The sequence below is a fragment of the Halobacillus halophilus DSM 2266 genome, from assembly GCF_000284515.1.
Lineage (GTDB): Bacteria > Bacillota > Bacilli > Bacillales > Halobacillaceae > Halobacillus > Halobacillus halophilus.
Map to the genome: position 1 here is coordinate 804,095 of NC_017668.1, position 16,172 is coordinate 820,266.

A 16,172-nucleotide genomic window follows, 5' to 3' on the forward strand; every position below is an offset into this window, starting at 1 on the left:
TCATATATACACAAATGGTTTATCGAAAAAAACCCTCTATTAAGAAGAGGGTTTAGAAGTATATATAGGATCACGATCAATAGCTTGAGCAAGAGTAGGGGTTATCGATATTTGGCCAAAGTCGATGCCCAGCTGGACAGCCGTATGAGCAATTTCAGGACGGATGCCTGAAAGGGTGGTAGAGACTCCGATCAGCTGCAGCCCGCTGATCAATTGAAAGATTTGGTGAGCTACCATTGTATCGACTAAATACACACCTGACAGATCAATAAAAAGCTGGTCAATTCCTTTATCGGTGCACCCTTTTAAGGTGTTATCCATAATGGCACTGGCCCGTGAAGAATCAATATCTCCAACAAGGGGAAGCAAGGCTCGTCCATTTGAAAGATCAATAAGGGGGGAGCTAAGTTCATTAATCGTTTTCTGCTGTTTGTCTATCCGTGTATCAAGTTGATTGGATTTTTCTTCAACTACTCGCATCGTTACGATATCAAATGCTTTAATGAGTACCTCTTTCCATCGATCGATCTGCTCCTGAGTATAAGCATGATCGGATACGGCAATAAACTCTTTGACAAAATACAAATATTGATCACGAACACGTAAGAATTCTCTCATAATAAGATAGGTAGGCGTACTCAGATGTTCCGGATCACTGGCTATTTTCATAACCCAATCGTCAAACTCTTCAAGAAACTGATCCATTGGTTGAATAAAGACCTTACATAAGTGCTGATGAAATTCAAAGTTCTGCCCTTTTAACGTTTCAATGACTTTAGGATCTTTGGAGGCATAAACCCCTCTAGGATCGCTTTTATCCAGGGACTCGTACCATTGCTCAGTTAAATCCTCGGCTTTATGCAACAAAAAATCATGCAATTCTCTATTTCTTTGCATTCTATTACTCCTCTCATAACGCTAAGCTGTCATCATTTCCGTGTGTGGAAAAACAAGGAAACCTTATGGAGCCATTATAATACATTTCAAAAGTGAATGGAGAATTATCGGTAGATTTAATTATAATTCTTATAAAAGAAAGAGGGTTTGTAAAAGATTTGTCGAATATAACATTAATTTAATATGTGGAGGCGAAAAGCATGACAATGAGAGAGGTATTTTTAGATCAACTAGCCGCCATTTATGACGAAAACAACTGGTTTGTCTGCTATGAAATGTCTATTCAGGATTTAGAAGATTACCAGGTTCACGAAAGACCGGATGACGAACAAACCCACTCTATTGCAGAACTCCTCAATCATCTCTACTTTTACAACTACCGTTATTTATGCCGCTTCAGGGGGGAGGAAATAGATGAACTTCCCAGATACTACGATACGTTCCAGGATCATGGCACTCTGTCATGGAGACAGGTAGCTGCCAGCAACAGCGTCGTTTTATCCGAATTTCGTAAAGAAATTAAGCGATGCAGTGACGAAAAGCTTGAGAAATGGGCTACTACCCTGTCACACCTCTTTATTCATAATGCCTATCATATCGGACAGGTCGTTCATATCCGCAAACAATTTGGCACCTGGAGTCTCTCTCCCGTAGTTAGGGGTTAAAAACCTTCGCAAAAAAAGTCTATTGTTTTTTTAGAAACCAGGTAATCTGGTTGTCCATTTAAAAGTTAAAAATAAACCAGGGATCCTTCCCTGGCTTATTCCTATTAACCTTCGCATACATGCATAGGAGCAAAGTCAGCTTCTGTTACAGGGACTGGGGTAGTTGTATCAAGACATGTGATTCCGCAGATGCAGTTAAGGTCAAACGTCATACAGATTCCTGTAGATTTGAATTCTGTAACCCCGTTTACCAAGTCACATACATCTCTTTTACTGCAACGGCTGTTTAAGGTCATGCTATTGTTGTCTGGTTTAAGCAGCTCAAGTTTGATACAGTTTTTCTTGTCGTCTGTAAATTTAATAGCTTTGAAGATGGGAGTCTCTACACAGTAGAACGTGTCATTAATCTTTTTAACACCGCTGGCAAAGAAAGGTTTGCAATCTTCGCAGTAAAGAATGAAAGGAATGGTTGTATCCCCGTTCCCGCCTGTAGCAGGACCTACTAGATCACGGATAGACCGTTCACAGCTGACATCACATTCGTCAGCCATAGCCACCTCTGCTTGAGCATCTAGAATTTTCTTAAGAATGTCGCGTACGCAGTTCCCTTTGTTTGAATGATATGACATTAAAATATCTCTCCTTTTCATATTGATCATTCCTTATCATTCTATGTAAGCTAAAGATTAGCGCCTGTACATCTGTCTATTTTCTATAAGATCAATAAAAATTTTAAGTTTCTATAATTTATAGGGCATCTACCAATACAAAAGGAAAAAGACAACATATAATAGGGTATCTATAATTAATGGTTATAGATTCATGGTTCACCACACTATGAGATTTTCCCTACGTTTAGACGCAAGCCGTACACTTGCGTCTTTTTTTGTGTTCCTGGAAAGATATATAAGCATTGCATGGAAACTTAATAGCTTATTAAACAAAAGGGCCGGATTGTGGAAGACTCAGTTTCGAGATATTTGGGGCCGTTACGTTAAATGTAAGTGGGGGCTGGTGGGGGGGAAATGACTCGCTTTCCTATGGGGGAACGCTGAGCTTCCTCGCTCGTTTCACTCCCTGCGGGATCTCACCTAGTCCCTTCTCCCATGGGAGTCTCCCCATTTCCCCACCAGCCCAACTATATGAGTAGAAACGGACCTATCGGAAAGAGAAGTTCTTGGCTTCCATCACCTGGCTAAAATGCTTATATATCAGGCAATTATGCAAAATCATCAACTTTAAAACGCCTATCATCGCATCCTGTTATTTCTCGGAAAGATGGTGCTTTTTTGAGTGGTTTCGAGGCTGTCATTTGGCCAGGTCCGGAGGGGAACGAGGAGACTCCTAAGTTAAAAGCGGAAGCACCTTGGTCAGCGGCATATGGACTGGACGTTCAATTGTGAAGGTGCCTTGTTCAGCCTCGACCAGCTTAAGAACGACCATGAAAGGAAGTGCTTTTCTTCCTATCATGGTTGGACTTAAGACCTCGAGAGGCTAGGCACCGAAACTAGCCTGGAATTGGCGGAGATAAAGAAAACACGAAGAGCGGAGCGATTCGATGTTGCCTTATCGTACAGAAGTGAGGGAAGTCTCACTAGACGCTAGGTGCTGGAGCTGGAGAGCTCTCCTTGTGGTTTTATCTTCTGATTTTCGAGTAAGACTAAAAAAAGTGTAAGAACGGGATGCACATGACAGGTGAGATCCTGCAGGCTTCAGCCCGAGGAAGCTCAGCGCAGATGAGGTTCGACTAAGAACGCCACGTCGTGTGGCAACGTCGAACGACCCTGCGACGTGCAGGGCCGGAAAGCGAAATCGTCCCCCGAAGGACCTTCCTCATAACCAATATCTCGAAGTCAAGTCTTCCAGTATCGGGAGCTTTACTGTTAGGTCAATATCTAATAAGATCAACGAAAAAAGCTGCCAGTAAAAACTGACAGCTTCTTTCATTGATCTTATTTTTTTCGCTTTACGGTTTTATCTTTTATAGTTTTCCAGGCTTTAGAAGATGTATCGGAAGTCTTATCAATAGCTTCATTGCCCTTATCAGCTACTTTTTTAATAATATTCCCGGAAGAATCAATCGTTTTACCGAGAAGGCCTCCTTCACCTGTGATCGACTTTATAATCTTGCCTGAAGTATCCACTGTGTTGTGAACAACCTGATTGGCTTCTTTACTAACGTTCTTAATCAAGCTTTCTTTTTGTTCATTAGAGGACTTTCTATCATTCGCGGAGTTTTCATTCTGATGGTCACGCATGTTTGCATCCCTCCTGTAAAGTGTCCTACATCTCATACATATGGGTAAAGCAGGATAATATGACAGATAAAAATGAATACTCACTCATTTCTGTTGAATTTTCAGAATTATCGGTATAAAATGGATATTATATACTAACCGGACAGTATGCTTCCGGGGAAGGGGCAAATCGTTGAATTTTGATTACTCGGAGAATGTAAAAAGATATCAGCAGCAGATCCGAAGCTTTATGGAAGATGAAGTGTACCCAAATGAGCGCTTGTATGAAGAGCAGCTGAACCAGCAGGAAACTCGCTGGTCTTCTGTACCGCCGATAATGGAGGAATTAAAATCAAAAGCAAAAGAAGCGGGGCTGTGGAATTTATTTTTACCGGATTCTACATATGGAGCAGGACTTTCAAATCTGGAGTATGCTCCTCTTTGTGAAATGATGGGACGATCTCTTATAGGGCCTGAAGTATTTAACTGTAACGCGCCGGATACCGGTAACATGGAGGTTCTTGCTCGTTACGGAAGTGAAGATCAAAAGAAAGAATGGCTTGAGCCTTTATTAAACGGGGAGATAAGGTCTTGTTTTTCTATGACAGAACCAGATGTGGCGTCTTCAGATGCTGCGAATATTGAAGCCCGGATTGAGCGGGATGGGGACGAATACGTCATAAACGGTAGAAAGTGGTGGTCTTCCGGAGCCGGTGATCCCCGTTGTGAAATTGCAATATTTATGGGGAAAACCGATCCGGATGCCCCAAAATATGATCAGCAGTCTATGATTCTCGTTCCTTTGGAGTCAGAAGGGGTCAAAATTGAGCGCATGCTTCCCGTATTTGGTTATGACCATGCGCCTCATGGACATGCGGAAATCACGTTTGAAGATGTGCGTGTCCCGGCGAGCAATATGATCTGGGGAGAAGGAAAAGGTTTTGCAATTGCCCAGGGACGTCTGGGACCAGGGAGAATTCACCACTGCATGAGGCTGATTGGTGCCGCTGAGCGTGCGCTTGAAGAATTATGTAAGCGTGTCCAGAATAGAACGGCTTTTCATCGGCCGCTTGCAGAGCAGGGAGTGATACGGGAGTGGATTGCAGATTCCAGAATTGAGCTGGAACAAGCCCGGCTTCTTACATTAAAAGCTGCCCATATGATGGATACCGTTGGAAACAAACAAGCCAAAACAGAAATTGCCATGATCAAAGTTGTCGCACCGAACATGGCGCTTCGTGTCATTGACAGAGCCATTCAGGCTCACGGAGCGGCGGGGGTAAGTGAGGATTTTACGCTTGCTGCCCAGTGGGCCGGGGCCCGTACACTACGGCTTGCTGATGGACCAGATGAGGTTCACCGCAGACAAATCGCTAAGCTGGAATTATCCAAATACGAGGAGTGAGAAGATGCATGTAAATGAATTATTTAATCTGACCGGGAAAACGGCCATTGTAACAGGAGGCGGGAGAGGTTTGGGCGCACAAATTGCCGAAGGATTAGCCGAAGCAGGAGCTAACATTGTTTTATGCTCAAGAAAAGTAGAAGCCTGCGAGCAGATGGCTTCCAAATTGGAAAGCGAACTTGGCGTAGACACCCTGGCCTTAGAATGTGATGTTACCAATCCATCTCATATTGAGAATGTTGTCGGTCAGACGCTGGAGCGCTTTGGCCAAATTGATATCCTCGTCAACAATAGCGGAGCAACATGGGGAGCACCAACGCTTGAGATGCCGCTTGAGGCGTTTCAGAAAGTTATGAATGTGAATGTTACCGGTACTTTTTTAATGGCACAAAAAGTGGGAGAGGTCATGGTTAAACAGCAGGCTGGAAAAATCATTAACATTGCTTCAGTTGCTGGACTTGGCGGAGCAGACCCACGGTTTATGGACACCATCGGTTATAACGCAAGTAAAGGAGCCGTTATTACCTTTACAAAAGATTTGGCCGTAAAGTGGGGGTCCCATAATATTCAGGTAAACGCTCTCGCTCCAGGGTTTTTCCCTACCAAAATGTCTCAAGGCTTACTTGATCAGGGTGGCGATCTTATCCTCGATCGTACCCCGATGGGAAGGTTTGGAACAGATGAAGATTTAAAAGGGGCTGCCCTGTTTCTAGCCTCCAAAGCGTCTAACTATGTCACCGGGGACGTTCTAGTGGTGGACGGCGGAATGCATGCATCTTGCTAAATGAACATCACGATCAGGATTAATAAGGAGGAGTCACTATGAAAGTAGAACAGATAGCCGTTATTGGAGCAGGATCGATGGGGCATCAAATCGCTATGCTGGGAGCATTAGCGGGATTCCGCACGAGTTTACAGGACATTAGCAACGATTCGTTAGCACAGGCAAAAGATAAACTAGCTGACATTATGGACAAATGGGTGGCGAAAGATAAAATTTCAGAAGCTGAGCGAAATGAAGCATTCAGCCGTCTTACTTTTACGACTGACTTGAGAGATGCTGCGAGTGAAGCGGATCTTGTCATTGAAGCAGTGGTGGAGAAACTTGCTGTAAAACGGGAAGTCTTCAGAAAACTTGATGAGATCGTACCGTCTCATGCAATCCTGGCAACGAATTCCTCGACCATCGTAAGTTCGCTGATAGCAGACGCAACATCAAGACCTGGAAGCGTGTGCAATATGCATTTCTTCTTCCCGCCTCTGGTTATGGATTGTGTGGAAGTCGTGAAGGGGGAGCATACAACTGATGAAACAGCAGCTGTCGCTATGGAGGTTTGTGAACAAATGAATCGTACGGCCGTGCTGCTGCAAAAGGAAATCTCAGGTTTTATCGCAAACCGGATTCTCTTTGCTATTCAGAAAGAAGCGATGAGTCTATATGAGGGTGGATATGCGGACTTTAAGGATATCGATAAGATCACTAAAAAAGCACTGCACCATCCCATCGGTCCTTTTGAATTGATGGATTTATCTGGTATCGACGTCGGATATTACGTCATGCAGCAGCAGTATGAAGAAACCAAAGATCCAAACGATAAGCCATCCAAAACCTTAACCGAAAAAGTAGAAGCTGGAGAGCTTGGCAGAAAGACCGGAAAAGGATTTTACACGTACGACAACAAAGTCAGGAACTAGAGGGGGAAAGAAGATGCATGAGCATGAAATTACCGTTCGGTTTTGTGAAACAGACTTATTAGGGCATGTAAATAACAACAATTTCTTTGTATATATGGAAGATTCACGTATCCGTTTTTTCGAGGATCTGGGACTTGTGGGAGATGATTGGAATTTCATTCTCGCTTCAATAAAATGTGATTTCTTAAAGCAGGTCTATTTCAATCAAACGCTTACTATAAAAACCAGCGTCACGAAAATAGGAAATTCGAGTTTTCACTTAGAGCAGGATCTATATGAGAAAGAGAGTGGCGAAGTGACAGCCAGGGGTTATTCGGTAATTGTGCAGTTTGATTTCAAAAATCATAAGAGCTCTCCATTGACTGAGGAGATGAAAACTAAGCTTTCCTCTTATCAGTTAACAGCAAAATAGAAAGGAGCTTCAGCATGCAGGATACGAATGATACAAGAACCGTGCGCCCGGGAGAAGAGATCGATGTCCAGGCGATTGAACAATTCTTACGGAATAATCTTTCCATCCCAGATGGCGAGTTACAGGTCCGTCAGTTTGGCGCCGGCCATTCTAATTTAACTTATGAACTTACCGTGAATGATTGGCGAGCCGTACTGCGCAGACCGCCCCTTGGTCCAGTGGCTCCTAAAGCTCATGATATGGAACGTGAATATACAATCTTAGAAGCCTTGCACCCGGTATTTCCGTTGGCACCGAAGCCTTACTTGTTTGATTCAGGAGATGTATTAGGAGCCCCTTTCTTTATCATGGAACGGAGAGACGGGGTGGTGTTTGATAAAGAATTTCCTGAGGGGGTGAAACCGAGTCGGGCTCTGGGCAGAAGAATATCGGAATCCATGGTAGACCGCCTGGCGGAACTCCATTCTATTGATTACAAAAAGACAGCGTTGAAGGAGATGGTGAAGCCGGAAGGATTTATGGAGCGGCAAATACATGGATGGATCAAGCGTTATGAAAAAGCTGAAACGGATGATGTGGTCAGTGGAGAGCGATTGAAAAAGTGGCTTATAGCTCATGTCCCGTATTCTGATGAAGCCACCGTCATTCACTACGACTATAAGTTAAACAATGCCATGTTTGATCCGGAGGATCCGGCAAAAATGGTTGGACTTTTTGATTGGGAGATGACCACCGTTGGAGATCCCTTGGCCGATGTGGGGGCTGCCCTCAGTTACTGGATCGAAGCTGACGATCCTGAACTATTGAAAACAGGGTTGGGGAAACCGCCAGTTACCGTTACGGAAGGTTTTTATACAAGGAAGGAATTTATTGAAAGATACGCTGAAAAAAGCGGTCGAAGTGTAGATGATATTCACGTGTATCTCACGTTTGCCTACTTTAAGCTGGCCGGAATTATTCAACAGATTTATTACAGGTACAAACAGGGGCAGACGAATGATCCTAGATTTGCGAACATGAATGTATTTGTAAACAATCTGATTAAGCATGCTGAAGAGACGGCTGGTATTTAAGCATGGGAGATATTCACGTCATTTTCAAAAAAGAAGATATTAAAGAGGAACTTATGGTGGGGAAAGTAGCGATTGTGTTTGACGTTTTATTCGCTACTACGACGATAACAGCAGCCCTTGCGGATGGAGCCTCTTCGGTCATCCCCGTCTATGATGCAGCTCACGCTGAAGAAAGAGCGAAAAATTTTTCGGAACCTTACATTTTAGCTGGAGAAGATCAGGGACAGGTTATCAAAGGGTTTCATCATCCTCTACGTACTCACTTACAGCCGGTAGTCAAAGGAAAACACGTTATATTAAGTACAACTAATGGAACGGTGGCATTACAACGTTCCAGTCAGGCCGATCATTTATATGCATCGTCCTTACTTAACAATCCAGCTATGGCTGCTTTTCTATCTGAGCGACACGTGAACGATACGATTATGCTCGTTTGTTCAGGTTCAAGCGGACATTACACACTAGAAGATTTCTATGGAGCTGGAAGTCTCATTCATTACTTACAAAAACAGGGGAATTGGAATTTATCAGATGCAGCTTTGACCGCATGGCTGTTTTATAAAGGAAACCATTTATCCGAAGCCGATCTGCTATGTGAATCCAGAATCGGCCGGATTCTCCTTAAAGCAGGACTGAATCGTAAAGAAGTTGAGTTCGCTGCAAGCGAAGGACTATTTCATACCATACCAACCTATGACCCGATATCTGGACAATTAAAGGAGGGGGATTATGAATCCCGTAAAACATGACGTCCGTGGTGGGGAATTTTTAATTACGGAGAGTAGTTTGGAAACCGTTTTCACCCCTGAGGACCGCAGTGAGGAACATAAAATGATAGCTTCCACGGCTCGACAATTTATTTCCCGGGAAATACACCCGAACAGAAAAGAGCTGGAAGCAGAGAATTACGAATTTGTTTCAGAGAAGATGAAGATCGCAGGGGATTTGGGGCTCTTGAGTCACAGTATTCCAGAAAAATATGGAGGGCTAGGACTCGATAAAATCAGTAAAGGGATCGTAGGGGAGGCTCTCGGAAGCGGAGGCGGATATAGTGTAGCTCACTCCAATCATACGTGTATCGCGACGCTGCCCATAACCTATTTTGGCACAGAGGAACAGAAGAATAAGTATTTGCCCAAGTTGGCCACTGGTGAGTATATAGGAGCTTATTGTCTCACGGAGCCTGACGCGGGCTCGGATGCTCTTTCTGCTAAGACGACTGCTGTTATGAATGAAGAAGGAACTCACTACTTGCTGAATGGAACGAAGATCTATATAACGAATGCAGCTTTTTCCCATACATTCATTGTTTATGCAAAAGTGGACGGGAAGGATTTTACAGCTTTTATTGTAGAGAAAGACTTTGAGGGGCTCTCGATCGGACCTGAGGAAAATAAGATGGGGATTAAAGGTTCTTCCACGTGTTCCGTCATTATGGAAGATTGCAAGGTACCGGTGGAGAACAGACTTGGAGAAGTAGGCAAGGGGCATTTAATTGCATTGAATGTTTTAAATCTGGGCCGGTTCAATCTGGGTTTTGCGACGAATGGAGCAGCTAAACATTGTTTCAAGTTAGCCTTGGAACATACAACAGAAAGAAAACAGTTTGGCCGTTCCATTGCTGATTTCAGTGCCACTAAAGAAAAAGTAGCTCGTATGGCTGCACGTATTTATGAAACAGAATCTCTTCTCTATAGAACCGCGGGCCATGTGGAATCAGTTCTTGGTCATTATTACGATAGTGAGAATCCAAAAGCTGTTGCAAAGGCGATGAATGAACATGCGTTGGAATCTGCTATATGTAAGATCAAGGGTTCAGAGACACTAGACGAAGTCACAGATGAATCCCTGCAGCTCCATGGTGGAGCCGGTTTTATCAAAGAATACCCAATTGAACAAGCTTACAGGGATTCACGTATCAATCGCATCTTCGAAGGGACCAATGAAATTAATCGCTTGCTGATTCCAGGCGTCTTTTTCAAAAAGCTGGGCAAAGGGGAATTTGATGCTCGAACAGTTCTGGAAAAGGCCGAGCATTCTCTGAAAAATAATTTGTTCAAACAAGTTGAAGGTCCTTTAGATAAACTTCAGGAAGCTGTAGCGTTGTTTCGAAATTTATACATTGTAGCAGCGGGCACAGCACTTAAAGTCCACGGTGAGACGATTCAGCACGAACAGGAAATCATGATGAAGCTTGCTAATATAGCGATCGCGTTATATTCAAGTGAATCAGCTGTGCTGAGGACGCTTAAAGCAATTCGCAGTTCCGACCAGGAAGCGGAACTTAAAACGAAACTCGCTTACACCGTGGTAGAGCAATCAGCTCAAGAAATACAACAGGCTTCTTCCTTTCTATTCTCTAACTTGATGAAAGGAGAAGAACGAATAAGGATTATGAGAAATGTCTCCGTTCTTTTAAGTAACTATCTATGGGAAGATTCGATAGAACGTAATCGCGCAATTGCTGAAGTGATGATGGAAGAAAAACAATATATTTCATAAAAGGGAGATGGATCGTATGAACTTAGGTAATGATCATTTGAGCGTGGATCTTAATGGACCGGTGCTTTCGTGTGTTTTAAATCGTCCTGATGCTTTAAATGCATTTTCAGACGATATGATAGCCGGGTTAAAAGAAGCGATTAAAGAAGCTGAGCAAAATGATGACATTAAAGTTGTTGTTTTATCAGGAGCCGGCAGGGCCTTCTCGGCAGGCGGCGATGTGAAAGGTATGGGCTCGGGTTCTTCTCAGGAAGTTTACGATCATATCGGGAAGCTTAACGAGCTAATTCTTATGATAAAAGATCTTTCTAAACCAGTAATTGCAGTCGTACATGGTTACGCAGCAGGGGCCGGTTTCAATTTAGTTCTTGCTTGCGACCAAATTTTAGCTGGAGAAGAAAGTAAATTCGTTCTTAGTTTTGCCCAAGTCGGATTAGTATCAGATGGAGGGGGTCACTACTTCTTAGCAAAAATCTTAGGACCATATCGTACGAAGGAGCTATTATTCCGCGCAGAACCTATTCCTGTTGAAACAGCTGCAGAATGGGGACTGGTCAATCGCGTTTACCCTTTAGCAGAATTAGAGGAGTCGGCAATGGAGTATGCTCTCCGTCTTGCTAAAGGCCCAGGACGTGCTATGGGCATGATGAAGAAAATGGTGGATCAGGCTGAGAACAAGGATCTGGCTGCTGTTCTTGAACAGGAACGCATTACTCAGACGATGATGGTGACAACCGAGGATCATAAAGAGGGAGTACAGGCATTTAAAGATAAACGTAAGCCAGCCTTTACTGGCCGATAGGAGGAAACATTGATGAAAGCTATTCAGTTTAAAGAGTACGGAGGACCAGAAGTATTAGAATCTGTCCAAGTGGAAGACCCTGCATTAGGGGAAGGCGAGGTAAAAATAAAAGTCACAGCTATTGGAGTAAATTATGCAGATACGGCACGACGAGAAGGTGCTTATGTAGTTCCAACGCCTTTACCTTTTATTCCCGGGGCTGAAGTGGCCGGGGTTGTGGAACAAACCGGGAAAGGTGCGGACCAATTCAAAAAAGGAGACCGTGTCGTAACCTTAATTGGTTCAGGAGGATACGCGGAATATGTGGTAACGAAAGAAAGTAATCTTATCCCTGTGCCGGAAGAACTTGATGATGAGAATGCGGTAGCGATCCCGCTTCAGGGGCTGACGGCTTATCATTTGCTGACAACAATGGGACGGTTGGAAAAAGGAGAAACCGTTCTTATCCACGCTGCGGCCGGAGGAGTTGGCTCACTTGCCGTACAGCTGGCGAAGCACTATGGAGCTGAAGTCATTGCAACAGCCAGTTCTGAAGAAAAGCTGAACCTCGCAAAAGAATTAGGAGCCGATCATACGGTGAACTATACCAATCCGAACTGGCGGGATGAAGTCATGGAAGCAACAGATGGAAGGGGAGTTGATATCGCTCTCGAGATGGCTGGCGGAGACATTTTTCATGAAACCGTTAAGTGCATGAGATCGTTTGGGCGCTTAGTAGTTTATGGCGTAGCAAGTGGAAATCCGCCTCAAATGTATCCATCTGGATTAATGAACAGAAATCTTTCGGTTATTGGCTTCTTTCTTCCTCAAATTATGAAGAAGCCCGTCTTATTTGAAAAAAGCCTGAAAGAATTATTAAAGCTTGTGAACACAGGGGAATTGAAGCTCACGGTTGGAGGGGTTTACAACCTTGATGAAGCCGCTCATGTCCACGAAATTCTCCAAGCTAGAAAAACGAAAGGGAAGCTTGTTTTAAAACCTTAAGTTTATAATTGTCCGGAATCCCGCAGGAGTACACCTCTTGCGGGATTTTATAATCTCTGGGGGAGTCTTACCCAATCCGGCCTGATTGGGGGGATATAATATGAAGAAAAAGGGCCAATAAAAAATAAAAGAAGATTATGAAGGATATTTGTAGTTAAAGATCGAAATGGAAACATCAGTCTAAATAGGACATTTACTCGTTAATGATAGGAGCTGTTTGAATGTTTACATACAAAATTGATGAAGAAGTCTCATTAAAATTAATAGAACACAAAGATGCCGAAGAACTTTTTACGTTATCAAATCTGTCCAGAGAGCATCTTCGGGTGTGGCTTCCCTGGATTGACTTCACTCATTCGGCCGAAGATACAAAAAAATTCATCCAGGCAAGTCTTGAAAGGTATGCTCGTAATAACGGATTAACGGTATGTATCCTTTTGAATGGGAATATCGCTGGGGTGGTGGATTTCCATGAAATAGATTGGAGTCATAAAAGAACCAGTATTGGTTACTGGATGGGGACGGAGTACACGGGCCGAGGGTTGCTGAACAGGGCCTGCCGCCACTTGTTCACGTATGCTTTTGAAGATCTCGGACTGAACCGTATTGAAATAAGAGCAGCTGAGGAAAATTTGAAAAGCCGTGCAATACCTGAACGATTAGGGTTTGTTCAGGAAGGAATCATCAGGGACGCCGCGAACATGTACGGCAGCTATGTTAATCACGTGGTTTATGGAATGCTTGCCAAAGACTGGCTGCCTGATAAAAGATAATAATTCCCTTATTTGAGGTGAAATAAAATGGTAGAGCGTAAGCTGAAAGTCGAGAAGGTAAATTACACAAGCCCTGACAAAAAGGAAAGTGAAGATGCCTATATTATTAATCGTGAGGCAGGTATTTACGGAGTCCTGGATGGAGCAACTCCTTTAGATGAATTTCAAGATCAACAAGGTCACAATGGAGCTTATTTAGCGGCTCGAATTTTCAAAGAACATTTTGAAAGTCTTGCTTCTAACGCGGATCTCAGGAAAGAAGTTAGAGAGGCAAATTCAAAATTGTATCAACAAATGCTTGCGCATGGGATCGATGTTTCTGAAGGCTACAAACGCTGGTCGACATGTGTAGCCATTGTCCAGGTAGAGGAATCACACATCAATTACGCGCAATTAGGTGATTCTATGATCGTGGCTGGATACACACATAAGTCAGCTAAGCTGATTACTCAGGATACCGTTAAAGGAATTAGTTCAAGAGCAAAATTAAAACGTGCAACCGATCGTGCTAATGGAATCGATGTATTTGATGAAAAATATTATGAAAATAAATTGAATCAATTGCGTTATAATCGTTCGTTGGCCAATCAGCCAAATGGTTATACAGTGGCAAATGGAATGAAAGAAGCGAATCTATATCTTCAAAAGGGCCGGATTTCCACTGAAGATCTAACTGATGTACTGCTCGTTACTGATGGATTATTCCATCCTGACTACGACCTTATGGATTCTTATCAGCAGATAATAACTATTGGTTTAACCACTTATATTAACGATCTGACAAAAAACTTGAGGACCGTGTAATGCCGATCGACGACAGGACGGCCGTCCTGATTACTTTTAACTCGTCTTATTCTGAATGATACTTTCCAACATAAACTGAAATAGAAAAATAGTTGGGAGGAAAATAAATGCCTTTTTTGCAGCTTAAGGACGGAACCGAGTTGTATTATCAGGATCAGGGGTCTGGCAAGCCATTACTAATGATTCATGGGGTTTGGATGAGCAGCCGTTTCTTTAAAGAACAGGTACCTTTTTTTCAACAAAAATACAGAGTTATAAACCTGGATCTTCGCGGTCATGGGCAATCATCTAAAACAGAAGATGGTCACACGGTAGCCCAATATGCGAGAGACGCAGCTGAGGTAATTGATTTGCTGCAGCTTGAGGATGTTACTTTACTTGGATGGTCAATGGGAGCCTTTGTTATTTGGGAGTATCTCCATCAATTTGGTGAGGAAAAGGTGAAAGCTACCGTAATTGTTGATGAACTCGCTTCTGATTTTAAATGGGATGATTTTGAGATCGGAGCTTTTGACCTCCCTGCATTGACAGGAATGATGCGTGAGATCCAAACGAATCAGGAAGGGCTCCTGAGAGGATTTATCCCATTGATGTTCAAGGAAGAAGTTGAAGAGGAAGAATTAGCCTGGATGATAGAAGAGACAACCAAAGTTCCAGCTTCAGTAGCCAGTGCTATTCTATTTGATCAATCCATTATTGACTGTCGTCCTTATCTTCCTTCGATAACTGTTCCAACTTTATTGTGCTTTGGTCGAGAGGAAAAATTGATTCCTTTAGCTGCAGGAGAGCATTTAAAAAATGAAATCCCTAACTCACAGTTAGAGGTCTTTGAATCGAGCTGTCATTGCCCATTTCTCGAAGAATCGGAGCGGTTTAACAAGGTTGTCGATTCATTCATTGCCTCTTCTCATAAATAATTAACGTTAGGGAGGGCGCTCCATCCCTAAAGATGCTATGTAGGTTTTATTTAAAAACGTGAAAGGCGGGGCGTGATGAGGTATCTGTTTGACGTGAACCGATTTGTAGATGAGCGTGCGTTGTCGGTCAGTATAAAAAATAAAGGACTTAATTACGGTTTGGGCTGCTTTGAAGGAATTAGAGGGTTTTGGAACGAAGAACAGCAGCAGTTATTTGTTTTCCGTTTGGAAGATCACTTAAAAAGATTCCATCAATCAGGAAAAAGTTTATTTATTCCGATCCCTTATTCAGTCCCCGATTTAACACAAATCATTCGCAGACTCCTAGTATTGAATCAAGAAATGGCTGATGTCTATATTCGCCCTGTATGCTTTAAAGGTTCAGATACCCTTCGCCCTAATTTGAGTGATCCATATAATCATCTGGGCATTTTTACTACAGTCTTAGACTATAAACCTAAGGAAGCTTTAAAAACATGCATATCCTCTTGGACGAGAATGGGGAGTAATATGATTCCTCCTCAAGTAAAACCAACGGGTGGGTACTTGAACTCCGCTCTTGCGATCAACGAAGCTGAGCTTAATGGGTTTGATGAAGCCATTTTTTTAACGAAGGAAGGAAATATTAGCGAAGGCGCAACAGAAAACATTTTTATCGTACGTGATAATCAAGTGCTTACTCCACCTGTTTCTGACGATATCCTTCCGGGCATTACGAGGGACACGGTATGTACAATTCTCAAGAATGAGTTTGGGATTATTGTTCAAGAGAAAAGCTTCACAAGAGTTGAGGTATATGAAGCGGACGAAGTGTTTTTTACAGGAACGGCTATTGGCATAAAGCCGGTAATTGAAGTGGATCGGCGGGTGATTAGGAACGGCCGTGTGGGCTCACTCACGAAACAGATTCAGGGTATTTATGATCAAATAGTGAGAGGAAAGATGAAAGAGTATCTGGATTACAGTTTCCCAGTTTACTAATGTATAGGTTAATAAGGAATAGACC

Annotated in this window: 17 protein-coding genes; 14 read left to right on the forward strand and 3 right to left on the reverse strand. The window is 43.0% G+C overall.

Annotation, left to right across the window (positions count from 1 at the left end):
* Positions 1 to 39 precede the first annotated feature (39 nt).
* Positions 40 to 897: an STAS domain-containing protein gene (locus tag HBHAL_RS03975; RefSeq protein WP_014642062.1), complete on the reverse strand. Its 858-nt coding sequence runs from the start codon at positions 895 to 897 to the stop codon at positions 40 to 42.
* 200 nt (positions 898 to 1,097) lie between these two features.
* Here HBHAL_RS03975 and HBHAL_RS03980 point away from each other — a divergent pair, with 200 nt between their 5' ends.
* On the forward strand, positions 1,098 to 1,562 hold the full coding sequence (locus tag HBHAL_RS03980; protein WP_014642063.1) for a DinB family protein: 465 nt from the start codon (positions 1,098 to 1,100) through the stop codon (positions 1,560 to 1,562).
* A 104-nt stretch (positions 1,563 to 1,666) separates the two neighbouring features.
* Here the strand turns inward: HBHAL_RS03980 and HBHAL_RS03985 are convergent, their stop codons facing one another.
* Together HBHAL_RS03985 and HBHAL_RS03990 are read right to left on the reverse strand one after the other, a co-directional pair.
* Positions 1,667 to 2,191, reverse strand: coding sequence for a CotY/CotZ family spore coat protein (locus HBHAL_RS03985; protein ID WP_014642064.1), 525 nt, complete (start codon positions 2,189 to 2,191; stop codon positions 1,667 to 1,669).
* A 1,323-nt stretch (positions 2,192 to 3,514) separates the two neighbouring features.
* On the reverse strand, positions 3,515 to 3,820 hold the full coding sequence (locus tag HBHAL_RS03990) for a hypothetical protein (protein ID WP_014642066.1): 306 nt from the start codon (positions 3,818 to 3,820) through the stop codon (positions 3,515 to 3,517).
* A gap of 172 nt (positions 3,821 to 3,992) precedes the next feature.
* On the opposite strand from HBHAL_RS03990, the gene HBHAL_RS03995 reads away from it, so the two are divergent.
* The 13 genes from HBHAL_RS03995 (at position 3,993) to HBHAL_RS04055 (ending at position 16,147) form a co-directional block, all read left to right on the forward strand.
* Positions 3,993 to 5,204 (forward strand): acyl-CoA dehydrogenase, encoded by a 1,212-nt coding sequence (locus tag HBHAL_RS03995; RefSeq protein WP_014642067.1) that lies wholly within the window; start codon positions 3,993 to 3,995, stop codon positions 5,202 to 5,204.
* A 4-nt stretch (positions 5,205 to 5,208) separates the two neighbouring features.
* Positions 5,209 to 5,988, forward strand: coding sequence for an SDR family oxidoreductase (locus HBHAL_RS04000; RefSeq protein ID WP_014642068.1), 780 nt, complete (start codon positions 5,209 to 5,211; stop codon positions 5,986 to 5,988).
* A 38-nt stretch (positions 5,989 to 6,026) separates the two neighbouring features.
* Positions 6,027 to 6,899: a 3-hydroxyacyl-CoA dehydrogenase family protein gene (locus tag HBHAL_RS04005; protein WP_014642069.1), complete on the forward strand. Its 873-nt coding sequence runs from the start codon at positions 6,027 to 6,029 to the stop codon at positions 6,897 to 6,899.
* Between the two features lie 13 nt (positions 6,900 to 6,912).
* On the forward strand, positions 6,913 to 7,311 hold the full coding sequence (locus tag HBHAL_RS04010) for an acyl-CoA thioesterase (protein WP_014642070.1): 399 nt from the start codon (positions 6,913 to 6,915) through the stop codon (positions 7,309 to 7,311).
* 14 nt (positions 7,312 to 7,325) lie between these two features.
* Positions 7,326 to 8,384 (forward strand): phosphotransferase family protein, encoded by a 1,059-nt coding sequence (locus HBHAL_RS04015; protein ID WP_014642071.1) that lies wholly within the window; start codon positions 7,326 to 7,328, stop codon positions 8,382 to 8,384.
* A 2-nt stretch (positions 8,385 to 8,386) separates the two neighbouring features.
* Entirely contained in the window at positions 8,387 to 9,133 is a 747-nt protein-coding gene (locus HBHAL_RS04020; RefSeq protein WP_014642072.1) for a 2-phosphosulfolactate phosphatase, read from the forward strand.
* A complete protein-coding gene (locus HBHAL_RS04025) occupies positions 9,114 to 10,886 on the forward strand; it encodes an acyl-CoA dehydrogenase family protein (protein ID WP_014642073.1) in 1,773 nt (590 codons plus the stop codon). The genes HBHAL_RS04020 and HBHAL_RS04025 overlap by 20 nt, the downstream gene beginning before the upstream one ends.
* A 16-nt stretch (positions 10,887 to 10,902) precedes the next feature.
* Positions 10,903 to 11,688 (forward strand): enoyl-CoA hydratase/isomerase family protein, encoded by a 786-nt coding sequence (locus tag HBHAL_RS04030; RefSeq protein ID WP_014642074.1) that lies wholly within the window; start codon positions 10,903 to 10,905, stop codon positions 11,686 to 11,688.
* A 12-nt stretch (positions 11,689 to 11,700) separates the two neighbouring features.
* Positions 11,701 to 12,672, forward strand: a complete 972-nt coding sequence (locus HBHAL_RS04035; RefSeq protein ID WP_014642075.1) for a quinone oxidoreductase family protein — start codon at positions 11,701 to 11,703, stop codon at positions 12,670 to 12,672.
* Between the two features lie 221 nt (positions 12,673 to 12,893).
* Entirely contained in the window at positions 12,894 to 13,445 is a 552-nt protein-coding gene (locus tag HBHAL_RS04040) for a GNAT family N-acetyltransferase (RefSeq protein WP_014642076.1), read from the forward strand.
* A 27-nt stretch (positions 13,446 to 13,472) separates the two neighbouring features.
* Positions 13,473 to 14,249 carry a protein phosphatase 2C domain-containing protein gene (locus HBHAL_RS04045; RefSeq protein WP_014642077.1) on the forward strand — a complete coding sequence of 259 codons (777 nt, stop codon included), beginning with the start codon at positions 13,473 to 13,475 and terminating at the stop codon, positions 14,247 to 14,249.
* Positions 14,250 to 14,356: 107 nt separating this feature from the next.
* Positions 14,357 to 15,166 (forward strand): alpha/beta fold hydrolase, encoded by an 810-nt coding sequence (locus HBHAL_RS04050; protein ID WP_014642078.1) that lies wholly within the window; start codon positions 14,357 to 14,359, stop codon positions 15,164 to 15,166.
* Positions 15,167 to 15,241: 75 nt separating this feature from the next.
* Positions 15,242 to 16,147, forward strand: coding sequence for a branched-chain amino acid transaminase (locus tag HBHAL_RS04055; protein WP_014642079.1), 906 nt, complete (start codon positions 15,242 to 15,244; stop codon positions 16,145 to 16,147).
* Positions 16,148 to 16,172 lie beyond the last annotated feature (25 nt).

Excerpts from the sequence above, each read along its gene's own strand:
- HBHAL_RS03975 (WP_014642062.1), bottom strand. The coding sequence starts at position 897 with ATGCAAAGAAATAGAGAATTGCATGATTTTTTGTTGCATAAAGCCGAG.
- HBHAL_RS03980 (WP_014642063.1), top strand. The coding sequence starts at position 1,098 with ATGACAATGAGAGAGGTATTTTTAGATCAACTAGCCGCCATTTATGAC.
- HBHAL_RS03985 (WP_014642064.1), bottom strand. The coding sequence starts at position 2,191 with ATGTCATATCATTCAAACAAAGGGAACTGCGTACGCGACATTCTTAAG.
- HBHAL_RS03990 (WP_014642066.1), bottom strand. The coding sequence starts at position 3,820 with ATGCGTGACCATCAGAATGAAAACTCCGCGAATGATAGAAAGTCCTCT.
- HBHAL_RS04000 (WP_014642068.1), top strand. The coding sequence starts at position 5,209 with ATGCATGTAAATGAATTATTTAATCTGACCGGGAAAACGGCCATTGTA.
- HBHAL_RS04005 (WP_014642069.1), top strand. The coding sequence starts at position 6,027 with ATGAAAGTAGAACAGATAGCCGTTATTGGAGCAGGATCGATGGGGCAT.
- HBHAL_RS04010 (WP_014642070.1), top strand. The coding sequence starts at position 6,913 with ATGCATGAGCATGAAATTACCGTTCGGTTTTGTGAAACAGACTTATTA.
- HBHAL_RS04015 (WP_014642071.1), top strand. The coding sequence starts at position 7,326 with ATGCAGGATACGAATGATACAAGAACCGTGCGCCCGGGAGAAGAGATC.
- HBHAL_RS04020 (WP_014642072.1), top strand. The coding sequence starts at position 8,387 with ATGGGAGATATTCACGTCATTTTCAAAAAAGAAGATATTAAAGAGGAA.
- HBHAL_RS04025 (WP_014642073.1), top strand. The coding sequence starts at position 9,114 with ATGAATCCCGTAAAACATGACGTCCGTGGTGGGGAATTTTTAATTACG.
- HBHAL_RS04030 (WP_014642074.1), top strand. The coding sequence starts at position 10,903 with ATGAACTTAGGTAATGATCATTTGAGCGTGGATCTTAATGGACCGGTG.
- HBHAL_RS04035 (WP_014642075.1), top strand. The coding sequence starts at position 11,701 with ATGAAAGCTATTCAGTTTAAAGAGTACGGAGGACCAGAAGTATTAGAA.
- HBHAL_RS04040 (WP_014642076.1), top strand. The coding sequence starts at position 12,894 with ATGTTTACATACAAAATTGATGAAGAAGTCTCATTAAAATTAATAGAA.
- HBHAL_RS04045 (WP_014642077.1), top strand. The coding sequence starts at position 13,473 with ATGGTAGAGCGTAAGCTGAAAGTCGAGAAGGTAAATTACACAAGCCCT.
- HBHAL_RS04050 (WP_014642078.1), top strand. The coding sequence starts at position 14,357 with ATGCCTTTTTTGCAGCTTAAGGACGGAACCGAGTTGTATTATCAGGAT.
- HBHAL_RS04055 (WP_014642079.1), top strand. The coding sequence starts at position 15,242 with ATGAGGTATCTGTTTGACGTGAACCGATTTGTAGATGAGCGTGCGTTG.